The organism is Streptomyces seoulensis (assembly GCF_004328625.1).
Lineage (GTDB): Bacteria > Actinomycetota > Actinomycetes > Streptomycetales > Streptomycetaceae > Streptomyces > Streptomyces seoulensis.
Genome location: NZ_CP032229.1, coordinates 586,458 through 598,407, shown reverse-complemented (window position 1 = coordinate 598,407; position 11,950 = coordinate 586,458). Strand labels below are relative to the sequence as shown.

General features: G+C 71.0%; 11 protein-coding genes. 5 read left to right on the top strand and 6 right to left on the bottom strand.

Features of this window, described 5'->3' with window-relative positions:
- Positions 1-146: 146 nt before the first annotated feature.
- A complete protein-coding gene (locus D0Z67_RS02765) occupies positions 147-854 on the bottom strand; it encodes a response regulator transcription factor (protein WP_086690412.1) in 708 nt (235 codons plus the stop codon).
- A 213-nt stretch (positions 855-1,067) separates the two neighbouring features.
- Between D0Z67_RS02765 and D0Z67_RS02760 the strand changes: the two genes are divergently transcribed.
- Complete coding sequence (locus D0Z67_RS02760; RefSeq protein WP_234312925.1) at positions 1,068-2,420, top strand: COG1470 family protein; 1,353 nt, start codon at positions 1,068-1,070, stop codon at positions 2,418-2,420.
- 261 nt (positions 2,421-2,681) lie between these two features.
- Positions 2,682-3,920 carry a hypothetical protein gene (locus tag D0Z67_RS02755; protein WP_031183837.1) on the top strand — a complete coding sequence of 413 codons (1,239 nt, stop codon included), beginning with the start codon at positions 2,682-2,684 and terminating at the stop codon, positions 3,918-3,920.
- Between the two features lie 89 nt (positions 3,921-4,009).
- Here D0Z67_RS02755 and D0Z67_RS02750 read toward each other — a convergent pair whose 3' ends face one another.
- The 3 genes from D0Z67_RS02750 to D0Z67_RS02740 form a co-directional block, all read right to left on the bottom strand.
- Complete coding sequence (locus D0Z67_RS02750) at positions 4,010-6,736, bottom strand: lectin (protein WP_234312924.1); 2,727 nt, start codon at positions 6,734-6,736, stop codon at positions 4,010-4,012.
- A gap of 212 nt (positions 6,737-6,948) precedes the next feature.
- Positions 6,949-7,671 carry a YqjF family protein gene (locus D0Z67_RS02745; protein ID WP_031183835.1) on the bottom strand — a complete coding sequence of 241 codons (723 nt, stop codon included), beginning with the start codon at positions 7,669-7,671 and terminating at the stop codon, positions 6,949-6,951.
- Positions 7,672-7,691: 20 nt separating this feature from the next.
- A complete protein-coding gene (locus tag D0Z67_RS02740; protein ID WP_031183834.1) occupies positions 7,692-8,387 on the bottom strand; it encodes an SDR family NAD(P)-dependent oxidoreductase in 696 nt (231 codons plus the stop codon).
- A gap of 188 nt (positions 8,388-8,575) precedes the next feature.
- Here D0Z67_RS02740 and D0Z67_RS02735 point away from each other — a divergent pair, with 188 nt between their 5' ends.
- The gene (locus tag D0Z67_RS02735; RefSeq protein ID WP_199812243.1) at positions 8,576-9,040 is read left to right on the top strand and encodes a hypothetical protein; all 465 of its coding nucleotides are present in this window, start codon (positions 8,576-8,578) and stop codon (positions 9,038-9,040) included.
- A 61-nt stretch (positions 9,041-9,101) separates the two neighbouring features.
- Here D0Z67_RS02735 and D0Z67_RS02730 read toward each other — a convergent pair whose 3' ends face one another.
- Positions 9,102-9,683 (bottom strand): TetR/AcrR family transcriptional regulator, encoded by a 582-nt coding sequence (locus D0Z67_RS02730; RefSeq protein ID WP_031183832.1) that lies wholly within the window; start codon positions 9,681-9,683, stop codon positions 9,102-9,104.
- Positions 9,684-9,809: 126 nt separating this feature from the next.
- Between D0Z67_RS02730 and D0Z67_RS02725 the strand changes: the two genes are divergently transcribed.
- Entirely contained in the window at positions 9,810-10,382 is a 573-nt protein-coding gene (locus D0Z67_RS02725) for a hypothetical protein (protein ID WP_031183831.1), read from the top strand.
- A 146-nt stretch (positions 10,383-10,528) separates the two neighbouring features.
- Complete coding sequence (locus D0Z67_RS02720) at positions 10,529-11,482, top strand: IS481 family transposase (protein WP_131589612.1); 954 nt, start codon at positions 10,529-10,531, stop codon at positions 11,480-11,482.
- Here the strand turns inward: D0Z67_RS02720 and D0Z67_RS02715 are convergent.
- Positions 11,479-11,883 carry an FKBP-type peptidyl-prolyl cis-trans isomerase gene (locus D0Z67_RS02715; protein WP_131589611.1) on the bottom strand — a complete coding sequence of 135 codons (405 nt, stop codon included), beginning with the start codon at positions 11,881-11,883 and terminating at the stop codon, positions 11,479-11,481. The genes D0Z67_RS02720 and D0Z67_RS02715 overlap by 4 nt on opposite strands.
- Between the last annotated feature and the right edge of the window lie 67 nt (positions 11,884-11,950).

The window sequence follows — 11,950 nt, the reverse complement described above, 5'->3', positions numbered from 1 at the left end:
CACCGTCCGCACTCCAGCTTTCGCACAACCGTCCGCCATCCTGGGCGTCGCCGTCCCTGGTGCGGCAGGGCCGGCGGGACGCTCCCGGGGGAAGCGGCGGAGGGGCTTTCGGGCAGTGTGCCGACAGCCCCTGGTCGGTACACCTCTCAGATCAGGCCGTTGCGCAGCGCGTAGCCGACCGCGTGGGCCCGGTTGCGGAGCTGCAGCCGGGTGATCACCTCGTGCAGCACGTTCTTCACGGTCCGCTCGGAGTACGAGGTCTTCCGGGCGATCTCCCCGGTGTCCAGGCCCTCCGCCACCAGCCGCAGCATCTCCGTCTCCCGGGGCGCCAGCGTGGACAGCGAGGCCGCCCTCGGGTCCAGCGGGGAGGAACGCTGCATGCTGCCGACGTGGGTGAGGAGTTTGGCGAGCAGATCGCCGGGCAGCATGCCCTCGCCGTTGGCTATGGCGAGGACCAGACGCAGCAACCGGTCCTGGTCGGCCTCGGCACGGCGGAGCACCGCCGCCACCCCGTTGTCTATGGCGCGCTGGAGAGCGTCACCCGACTCGAAGGTGCCGACGACCAGGCCGGTCCGGGTCGCGGAGTTGTGGCGCAGCCGGTTGAGCAGGGCCGATGTCTCGTCATCCACCGTGTCGACGGTGATCAGGGAGACCTGGGCGCTGTCCGCGGCCCCGGCCTCCACGAACTCGATCTCGGGGCGCTGGCGCAACTGGTGCACGATGCCGACGTAGAGCACGGGATCGGGGGCATAGACGGTGACAGAGACCCGTTCGGGCCGCCTGGCGGAGGTGGTCCAGGGGGCCGTGTGGGCGGCGGGAGCGGGATGGTTGGCCTGGGGGCAGCTCGTGGTCATGAGTCCTGATTCCATCGAACGTGTGGGGGTGGTGCGACGGGCCGGTGGAGCAACGTGCGGGACCGGGCGGCGGAAGTCGGCCCGCGCCGGGTCTTCGGTCAACTGGCGTAAGCCAAAAGGGAGTCGGTGAGTGCTGTCCGGGGCACGAGCGCTGCCCGCGGGCTTGCCCTCGCGTCTCTCCGAAAGGAAGGGACCGCGTCATACGGTCGCCGGGTGACGTCTCCAGCATCCACCCCCAGCCCCGGCGCGCCCGGTTCCGACATCCCCGCGGTGTCGGTGACGCCCGGCGGGCTCGCCACCACCACCCTGACCGTCCGCAACGACAGCGACATCGTCGAGGCATACGGCCTCGAGGTGGTCGGCGACTGCGCTGCCTGGGCCACGGTGGAGCCCGCGCGCGTATCTCTCTACCCGGGCACCTCCGAGACGGTGACCATCCGGCTCGAACCCCCGAGGTCCCCCGAGGTCCGCGCCGGTGAGGTGCCGCTCGCCGTACGCGTGCTGCCCACCGAGCACCCCGAGGCCGTGCGGGTGCCCGAATCGACCGTGCGGGTCGAGGAGTTCCGGGAGCTGCGCGCCGAGATCGCCCCGCGCCGCCGCCGTGGCTGGCTGCGCGGCCGCTACCGGCTCGCGCTGCGCAACGAGGGCAACTCCCCGGTGACGCTGGGCTTCACGCCCGCCCAGCCCGGCGAGGAACTCCGCTTCACCCTCAAGCCCGCCGAACAGGCGCTGGAGCCCGGCGAGTCGGCGGAAGTGGGTCTGCGGGCCCGTATCGGCAAGCCGGTGTGGTTCGGCGCCCCGGTCATCTGGCCGTTCACGGTCACCGTCGCCGAGACGGCGGCACCGGACGCGACGCTGCCGGAGCGCCCGGACACCATCCGTACCTCGCTGGACGCCGAGTTCGTCCAGATCCCCGTCTTCCCCAAGTGGCTGCTCGCGGTGCTCGCCGCGCTGATCGCCCTGCTCCTCGCCTGGTTCACCCTGGTGCGCCCCGCCGTGCGCAGCGCGGCCAAGGAGGCGGCCGACGAGGTCGTCCAGCAGCGGCCCACCCCCGGCGGCAGCGAGCAGGCCGGCCAGGGCACGGGAGCCGACGGCGGGCGGCCCGGCACCGGCGGTGGTGGCGCGGGCAGTCAGCCGGGCACGGGCGGCGGCGACGGTACGGGCACCGGGACCGGAACCGGCAACGGCGGGGGTGGCGGCGGAGCCGGCGGCGGCCAGAGCTCGGCCACCATCGACGTGCAGACGGGCGGCGGCGCGGAGAAGACCGGCACCTACACGGTCCCCGCGGACAAGGTGTTCCAGGTCACCGACATCGTCGTGGCCAACTTCCAGGGCGACGAGGGGGTGCTGACCATCAACTTCGGTGACCGGAAGATCACGACGATCGCGCTGGAGACCTTCCGCAACCAGGACTATCACTGGGTCACCCCCATCAGGATCTCCGCGAACGACACGGTCACCGCCCAGGTCACCTGTGCCAAGCCCGGTACCCCCGCCACCGGCAGGCGGGCCCAGGAGTGCCATGAGGTGCTCAACGTCAGCGGAGTGCTCAGCGACATCAGGTGACTTGGGCGTCACGCCCATGCTCTGCGAGACGCGCCGTGATGCAAAGCCGTGACAGGGCCGGGAGTCCGGAAAAAGGACTCCCGGTTCTGTCGATCATGTGACCGAATTGCTCGACTATGTTCGGGTGTCTTGCCTGAATTTCTCTCGGTAACCGCAAGTAGGCGCCATTGACTACGAATCAAACTTGGCTTGATCTCCTCTAAGCATCGGAGCCGGTTCACCGTCATGATCCGGTTCCGCTCGAGTGGGTGAGGGAGCGCGTTGCGCACACACAGGCACGGGACGGACCGGGACGGAACGCACGGTCCCGACACCGATCGGGCACGGCGGGCCGGCGCGCCGGCGCCTCCGCTTCTGGCCCTCCAGCGGTCGGCCGGCAACGCGGCGGTGTCCCGGCTGGTCGCGGACGCCCGCACCGAGGACGTCGTGCAGCGGTCGCCCGAGCCCTCGCGGCCGCCCTCGCGGACCTCGCAGAAGTCCGGGGACTCGCAGGAGACCGAGAGCTCCCAGGAGTCCGCGCACTCGATGACCGCCGTCGACCGGCGGAAGATCAAGTTCGCTCAGGACAAGGCGGAACTCCTGGGGCGCGTCGGCCGGATCGAGGTGCTGAAGAACGTGCCCGGCTTCATGTCCGGACTCGACGCCTTCCTCGACAACATCGAGGCCGACATGAAGGCCGGGCAGCCCACCGCCGTGGACGGAGCCGCCATCGACCGGATCATCGACGGCTTCCACGATCCCCGGGTCCAGGGCCACCGTGTCCAGTACTCCTGGTTCGTCCGGCAGCAGGGCAAGGAGGGGTTCCAGGGGGCGCTCGACCGGGTCGCGGCCGGCTCGACGGAGCACGGGCATCTCTGGTCCAAGATGAACTCGGCCATCCCCACCGAGGACGCGAGCGTAGGCCACGGTGTGGTGCTGGAGGCGTCCATACAGGGCCGTATCTTCGACGGCCTCCTTTTCGGCCTGCCGACCTGGAGCGCCTCCGACGCCCTGGCCGCGCTGTGGAAGCGCCTGTCGACGACCTACGTCCAGGCCCTCACCGGCACCGTCACCGCCCACGCCCTGGACGGCACCGTGGGATCCAGCGTGCTCAGCACCCTGGAGTGGCCCGAGCTGCGCGCCTCCATCGCCGACAACCGTGTGGACGGGCTGTCCTTCGTCGTCTACCGCTCCCGCGAGGACCCCTCGGGCGGCCCAATGATCCTTGAGCCGGTGGAGACCTTCCAGGTCCGCACCCAGGACGAGTTCGACAACCTGCCCGAGGCGCCGGCGGACCAGTCCTGGCGCGACGGACAGCGCGTGATCGACCAGCAGCAGCGCGCCGCTCTCGCCGACATCCACTCGCGCGAGGACGAGATCCTGGCGCTCGACGAGTTCGTCAGCGACCTCTTCCGGCGACACGGCCGCGACCTGCGCTTCCGGGACACCCGTACCCCGCCCAACACCCGCTCCCAGTCCGCCCGCGAATCGCCCCGTTCGGGCTCGCCGGGTGGCGCCTGAGTCCGGACTACGGTCCGCCGCCTCATCTCCGGCCTGCGTACGGCCGAGTGCGGCCCCGCCCGGGGAGGGACGGGGCCGCACTCGGGTGCTCAGGCCGCCGGAAGGGTCCACTTCTGGGCCGCCGAACCGTTGCAGGTGTAGATCTGCAGGCGGGTGCCCTCCGCCGTGGCGGAGTTGGGATCGTCCAGGCACAGACCGGAGTTGGCGTTCTTCAGGGAGCCGTCCGAGCCGGCCGTCCACTTCTGCGCCCCGGTGCCGTTGCAGGCGTACAGCTGGACGAGGGTGCCGTTGACCGTTCCGCTGTTCGTCACGTCGAGGCACTTGCCGAGGGTGCGCAGGGTGCCGTCCGAGGCGACCGTCCAGTCCTGGGCGTATGTGCCGTTGCAGGTCCAGAGCTGGATCGCGGTGTGGTCCGCCGTACCGGAGTTGGCGTCGTCCACGCAGAGCGAGGAGCTGACACCGGCCTTCACCGGACCCACCCGGGGCTTGGCCGGGGCGGAGGTGTCATCGGGGTACGACGGGGGTGCGGCCGAAGTCCCGCTCGCCCAGCCGGTGTTGGCGGTGGTGCCCAGGGTGAAGCCGAGGGTGCCTCCCGAGGTGAGCGCGGACGTCGGGGCGTAGGCGTTGTTCCACGCCGAGCCGTTGAAGGTCGCGGACTGGACGTAGGGGGCGTTGTCCGCCGCGCCGGTGCCGTTGACGGTCAGCGTCTTGCCCGAGGGCAGCGTGACCTGCGCCTGCGGGAACAGCGGGGAACCGAGGGCGAGATCGGCCGTGCCCGGCGTCATCGGGAACATGCCGAGCGCCGACCATACGTACCAGGCACTCATCGCGCCCAGGTCGTCGTTGCCGTCGGCCAGCCCCGCCGGGGAGTTGGACCAGATCTGGTCCTGGACCGCGCGCACCGTCGCCTGGGTCTTGTACGGCATGCCGATGTAGTCGTACTCCCAGGGGAGTTCGATGCTCGGCTCGTTGCCCACCCAGGCGTAGCCGTTGGCACCGGTGTAGCTGCGCAGCACGGTGTCCAGGTAGTCGCCCATCACCTTGTTGCCGCCCTTGGCGGTGGCGAGCCCGGCCACGTTGAACGGCACCATGCCGGTGTAGATCCAGGAGTCGGCCTCCACCATGTCCGTCCCGCTGGTCGGGTCGAACCCGCCGGTCCAGCTGCCGTCGAGGTTGCGCGGCTGGACGAAGCCGGAGGCCGGGTTGAGCACGTTACGCCAGTCCTGCGCCCGGTGCGCGTACGTCTTCTGGCTCCCGCTGTCACCCAGGGCGCCGGCGAAGGCGGAGAGGGCGAAGTCGGCGGTGTTGTATTCCAGGGTGGTGGCCACGGGGCCGTAGAAGTTGCAGCAGCCGTAGCTGCCGTCGTGCGGCTCGTAGCCGGGGTTGTCGAGGTAACTGAGGCCGGGGCGGTCGTTGTTGGCGGTGCTCGCCTGCTTCAGCAGCCCCGCGAGCGCCGCCGAGGTGTCGAAGTTCCGTGCGCCGAAGGCGTAGTAGTCGGCGATGATCGCGGCGGCCGGGTCACCGACCATGACGTAGGACTCGCCGTTGTTCTCCGACCACTTGGGGAAGATCCCGGTCTGCTGGTAGTCGTCGAGCATCGACTGGGCGGTGTCGGAAGCCACTTGGGGACTGACCAGCGCCTCCAGCTGGGCCTGGGAACGGTAGATGTCCCAGCCCGAGTAGTTGGCGTACGCGGCCCTGTGACCGGAGTCCACCGTGTGCGTCCTGCCGTCGAAGCCGAAGTACTGGCCGTTGGTGTCGCTGATGACGTTCGGGTGCAGCAGCGAGTGGTAGAGCGCGGTGTAGAAGATCTTCTGCTGGTCCGAGGTGCCGCCACCGATCAGCACCTTGCCCAGCGCCGAGTCCCAGGCGTCGTGCGCCGAGGTGCGGATCGCGTCGAAGTTCCAGTTGGGGTTCTCTGCGACCCGGTTGGCGCTCGCGTTGGCGATCGACACGTAGGAGACGCCCACCTTGGCCTGGACGGTCTGACTGGAGCTGGTGTCGAAGGTGACGTGGGCGTTGGACGCGGCGGCCTTCGGAGTCGCACCGCCCTTGACGGACTTGGGCGCGGTGCCGTGCAGGCGCGGGTGGTTGGGCTTGTCCGCCGCGTTCTTCCCGGCCCGCTTCGCGCTCGGCGCGGGCTTCTCCGGCGCGAGTGAGCTGCCGCTGGTGGCGAACGGCCGGTCGAAGACCATGTCGAAGTACACGGTGTAGCTGTTGCCCGCCCCGCAGAACCGGCCGCTCGTGACCTGGCCGCTGACCTCGGTGCTGGACACCACGTTGAACTGGGTCGAACTCCCGCCGTTCTGACTGCTGTTCAGCTTGAACAGCAGGTTCGCCTGAGTGGTGGCCGGGAAGGTGAACCGCGCCATCCCGCTCCGCGCGGTGGTGGCCAGCTCGGTGGTCACCTTGTTGTCCAGCGCGACCTTGTACGACCCGGCCGTGGCGGACTCGTTGGCGTGCGAGAAGGAGTCGGTGGCCGAGTTGTTGACCGCGCCGACCGTCGGCAGCACCGGCACGTCCCCCGCCGCCCCGCAGCCGGGCCCGGCGATGTGCGTGAGGCTGAACCCGGTGATCGAGGCGTCCTTGTACTCGTACCCCCCGCCCGGCGGCCGCGACGAGGTGTCCGGACTCCACTGCACCATGCCGAACGGCACGTCCGCGCCGGGGAAGTCATTGGCGTCGTTGGACGTACCGATGAACGGGTTGACCAGATCGGCCGGATGAGCCACGAGAGCGGCGACCCGCGCGGGCGCCGCGGAAGCGGGCAGCGCGTACGCACCGACCAGCGCGGCCCCTGCCACGGCGGCAGCCACCGCATACCCCCGGCGCGCACGCCGGGGTCTGCCTGACGAGATCCAGGACATCGTTCTGTGCCTCCTGAAGAAGTGGGGGAGAGCGAGGCGGGACCGGGAACCTCCCTGACGACCTGACAACGTTGTCTCAGCGCTGTGGCAACGTAGTGGTGGGTCGTGCTCACGTCAATGCTGTGCGTGAGGGCAGCTCGAAGTCCGGGTGGTTCGGGTCCCTAGGGCAGCCGCTGAGGCGGGCCGAAGCGGACGGGGACGCCGGGGGCGTGGAGGACGCTGACGGGGGCGTCGGCCGGGGCGGGGAGTCCGGCTGCCGCGATGGCTGACTCGTCGTACGAGGTCAGGTCGCAGTGGGTGAACGTCCACCGGGGGTGGGTGTTCGGCAAGTAATAGGTGCGGCCGCGGAGTTGGGCGTGCAGGCCCCAGCGGCAGGTGAGGAAGTGCTCCAGGGTGGTCGCCTCGTACGGCTCGGGGGAGATGTCGGCCCGGACGCGGGCGCCCGCTCCCGAACCGTCGCGCCGGAGGCTGGCGTAGGAGATTCCGGTGGCGGTGCGGCGGGTGTGGATGCGGGCCCAGCGGTAGGGCAGGCCGAACGCCGTCCGGGCCGTCAGGACGGGCAGCAGGCGGTCGCAGTCCAGGGAGCGGAACACCACTCCGCGCCGCCCGAGGGCGTCCCTGCTGTACAGGCGGACATTCACCTCGCCGAAGCTGCCCAGGTAGGAGACGGCGGGCCCCCGTCCGAAGGCCAGGTGGTCCATGCGGAAGAAGACGAGGCCGACGTAGGCGCGGCCCTCGTGGAGGTCGGGACACGTCCCCGGAGGCAGCAGCCGTGCCACCTCGTCGGGGTCGACTTCCCAGTGCAGGAAGACCAGTTCACGCCACCATTGCCGGAACAGGACGCGCGACAGGGGGCGTGGGGACAGGGGCGTGACGTCCTCCACGTGAGCTGACGTACCTGCCGTCACGTCGTACCCCGCTTCGACCGGGCGCTGTCCACGACCCGCGCGTCCATGCGCATCCCCTCCACGATGACGTCGACCGCCTCGGCCACCGTGATGCCCGGCGGCAGCGGCGGAGCGGTGCCGGTCACCGCGCGCCCGGCGAACCCGGACTCGACGTGCGGCAGGCAGACCTCCAGCACCCCCACCCCCGCTCGCCGCAACTCCCGCCGGGTCGCCGTCAGCCAGGTGGCCAGCGCGGCCTTGGCCGCCGCGTAGTCCGCCATGCCGGCCGGGGCCGAGCGGGCGACGGTCCCCGTGACGGCGGCGAGCAGGCCGCCCGGGGACACATGGGCGGACGCGGAACGCAGGATCGCCATCGGCGCGAGCGCGTTCACCGCCATCACGTGTTCCGCGACCGCCTCGCCGATCTCACCGACCGGCCCGAACGCGGCCACCCCCACACAGACGACCACGGCGTCGAGCCCGCCCAGTTCCCGCGCCGCCCAGGCCGCCGTGCCCTCGGCGCCGTCGAGGTCCCAGGCGTCGAAAATCCGCGAGGGCCCGGGACCGCACCGCTCACGCACCCCGGCCAGCCGGGCCGGGTCGCGCCCCGCGAGCGCGGTCACCGCTCCGACCCCGGCCAGCCGCTCGGCCAGCGCCGACCCGATGTCACCGGTCGCCCCGGCGACGAGAACGCGCGCGCCCCGGATCTCCACACCACGCCTCCCGCCTCTCACGTCCTCGGAACACTTCGCCCGGTGAGGGCCCGGCGGATGCGGCGGGGCGGCTTTTACGGGCCCGAGCGCCAAGACGCCCGAGGCCGCGCGGCTCGGCCTGCCGAACTCGTGGCACGCCGTGACCGTGGTACGAGAAGTTCCGCTTCGAACCCACGGCCCCCGCCTCGGTGGGCACGCACCGCTTCTCAAGCCGCTGCTTACCAAGGCAGCACCCCGCTCTTGTCCCGGAGCGTCCCGGTGGGACCGTCCGCGCCGGGCGTCGCCAGGCGGACCAGCCCACCGCCCTCGGTGTCGTCACCGCGATCCTGGCGGGCGTCATCCGGACCACCACCGCTCCGTCCGGACCGCAGGGCTGCATGGGCGTCCAGGGCGCGCTCGCCGCAGGCGAGTCGGGCCGTGCTGCCCGGGAACTGCTGATCGGCTGGCGCAACGACGGCTACCTGCGGATACGGGAGCGGTTCGAGCGGGCCGTCGAGGAGGGCGACCTGTCGACGGAAGCCGACGCGGGGCTCCTGGCCCGGTACGTCACCACGCTGGCCCACGGCATCGCCGTACAGGCGGCCGGTGGGGTGTGCCGGGACGAGCTACGGGCGATGGCAGACGCGGCGCTGCGGGGATGGCCGCCCAGGTAGGGGGCGAGTGAAGAGTCGCCCCGAGTGTGCGAACCCGCCCCTGCCGCTACGGAGGCGGAGTTCAGGCGCCCGTACGCAGGATGCCCTCGACTCCGTCCAGGAACGTCGCGCAGATCAGCGCCGGGTCGAAGAGGCAGCCGGCGGCCATCGCGCCGTCGCGGAGCATGACGAAGTGGCGGCCGGTCACCTCGGCGGGGGAGCAGCCGGCGTCGTCCATGAGCTGCGTGGCGGTCTCCAGGAACCACTGCCGGTGGGCCAGTACGGCCTGGTGGACGGGGTGCGCCGGGTCGGGGTACTCGGCCGCCGCGTTCAGGAAGGCGCAGCCACGGAAGCCGGGGGACCGGATGCCCTCGGCGATGGACCTGCCCACGGCGCGGACCGTCTCGGCGGGCGGAAGGCCCTGTGCCCGGACGGCGTCCACCTGCCCCCGGATGCCGCGATCGGCCTGCTGGAGGTAGGCGAGGATCAGCTCGTCCTTGCCCTTGAAGTGCCGGTACAGGGTGGCGCGCGTGACCTGGGCCTCCGCGATGATCCGGTCGACGCCGACGGAGTGGATGCCCTCCGCGTAGAAGATCCGGGTCGCCGTGTCGAGCAGCCGCGCGCGCGCCTCGGACGTGCTCTTGCCTTCTGTGCGGGTGCTCATGGCGGCCACGGTAGCAGGCGGCGAGGGAGAACGTTCGGTCTTGACAGGGGGGATGGGGGTCTCTTAGATGAAAGAGGGAGACCGAACGTTCTCCCTCTTCTTCGACTCCCTGTGGAAGGGCACCCCATGGCCTCGTCCATCACCGCCCCCGTTCCCGTCAAGAGCGACACCGCGGCACTGCGCCGCCTGTACTTCCTCCGCTTCGCGTTCGCCGCCGTGTGGGCCGCCCTGGTGTTCGCCACCGCGCACACCCTGAGTCCCCTCGGCGCGACACTGCTGGTGCTCTATCCCCTGTTCGACGTGGCGTGCGCGGTCGTCGACCTCAGGTCCGCCAGGGCGAACCAGGGCCCGGTGCGGGGTCTCTGCGCGAACATCGCGCTCAGCACCCTCACCACCGCCGGTCTGGCCGCCGCGGCCACCTCGGGCATCCCGGCGGTCCTGCGCGTCTGGGGCGCCTGGGCCGTCACCGCCGGAGCCGTCCAGCTGATCGTCGGCGCCCTGCGACGCCGGCACGGCATGGCCGGACAGTGGCCGATGATCCTCAGCGGCGCCATCTCCACCCTCGCCGGAGCCTCGTTCATCGCCCAGGCCGCAAAGCCGGACGCCTCCTTGGGTTCTCTGGCGGGCTACGCCTTCCTGGGCGGGGTCTTCTTCCTGGTCTCCGCGCTCCGCCTGGGCCGGGCCGACAAGGTCGGCTGACTCCCCTCGCGGGATGCGCGCGCCGACCGGGGGAGCGGCCTAGGTGTATTGATCACGAGCGTTGTTGACACGGCTGTGGTCTTGAACATGGCGAAGACCTCCGGTGTGGTGGGAGCTGTCTAGGAACTCACCGCACGGAGGTCTTCGTGCCCCACCGTAATGCCCGGCTGACCGTCTTCGGTAGGAGGCTGCTGGTCGAACGTGTCCGCTCAGGCCGTCCGGTCGCTCATGTGGCCGCCGAGATGGGTATCTCCCGCGCCACCGCCCATAAATGGATCCGCCGGTGGCGGACCGAGGGCGAGGCGGGACTGCAGGACCGCTCCAGCCGACCTCGCACGACGCCGCACCGGACCGCGTCCGCGGTGGAAGACCGCGTCTGCGACCTGCGGCAGAGCCGCAAGCTGGGCCCGGCCCGGATCGGCCCGATCGTGGGCCTTCCCACCTCGACCGTGCACCGGATCCTGACCCGCCACCGCCTCAACCAGTTGGCCTGGATCGACCGGCCGACCGGCACCGTCATCCGCCGTTACGAGCGTGACCGGCCCGGCGAGCTGATCCACGTGGACGTGAAGAAGCTGGGCCGGATCCCCGACGGCGGCGGCCACAAGACCCACGGCCGCGAGGCCGGCCGCCCGATCCGCGGCATGGGCTTCGACTACGTCCACTCCGCCGTCGACGACCACTCCCGCCTGGCCTACAGCGAGATCCACCCCGACGAGAAAGCCGCGACCTGCGCGGGCTTCCTGACCCGCGCGGCCGCCTTCTTCCACGCCCAGGGCATCGACCGGATCGAGCGGGTCCTGACCGACAACGCCTGGGCCTACCGCAAGGGCCTGGCCTGGAAAAAGGTGCTCACCGAGATCGGTGCGGCCGGCAAGCTGACTCGCCCCTACCGGCCGCAGACCAACGGCAAGGTCGAACGCTTCAACCGCACCCTGCTCGACGAATGGGCCTACCAGCGGCCCTACACCACCAACACCGAACGCACCGACGCCCTGGCAGACTTCCTCCACACCGACAACCACCACCGCTGCCACACCGCACTCGGAGGCCACCCACCGATCAGCCGCGTCAACAACGCTCGTGATCAATACACCTAGCCCTTGCTCCACCCGGTCGGGCCGGAGTACACATCCAGCAGGTCCACCACGAAGACCAGGGTGGAGCCCGGCGGGATCATGGGAGACGGCGACTGATTGCCGTACCCGAGGCGCGGCGGGACGATGATCTCGCGCCGGCCGCCGACCCTCATCCCCCGCACGCCCCGGTCCCAGCCCTTGATGACCTTGCCGCTGCCCAGGGCGAACTTGTACGGCTCTCCCCGGTCCCAGGAGGCGTCGAACTCCTTCCCGGACGCGAAGGCCACCCCGACGTAGTGGACCCGGACCACCATGCCCGGCTTGACCTCGGGCCCGTCCCCGACCACCAGATCCCGGACGGTCAGCTCGGCAGGAGCATCGCCCTCTGGGACGTCGACCTCGGGCTTCGTCAGTTCGCTCACCGCAACCTCATCACTCTTCGCCACTGTTCGCCGAAAGCCCGTCGCGCGGGCCGGCCGGCCATGTGGA

Excerpts from the sequence above, each read along its gene's own strand:
- D0Z67_RS02765 (WP_086690412.1), bottom strand. The coding sequence starts at position 854 with ATGACCACGAGCTGCCCCCAGGCCAACCATCCCGCTCCCGCCGCCCAC.
- D0Z67_RS02730 (WP_031183832.1), bottom strand. The coding sequence starts at position 9,683 with ATGAGCACCCGCACAGAAGGCAAGAGCACGTCCGAGGCGCGCGCGCGG.
- D0Z67_RS02725 (WP_031183831.1), top strand. The coding sequence starts at position 9,810 with ATGGCCTCGTCCATCACCGCCCCCGTTCCCGTCAAGAGCGACACCGCG.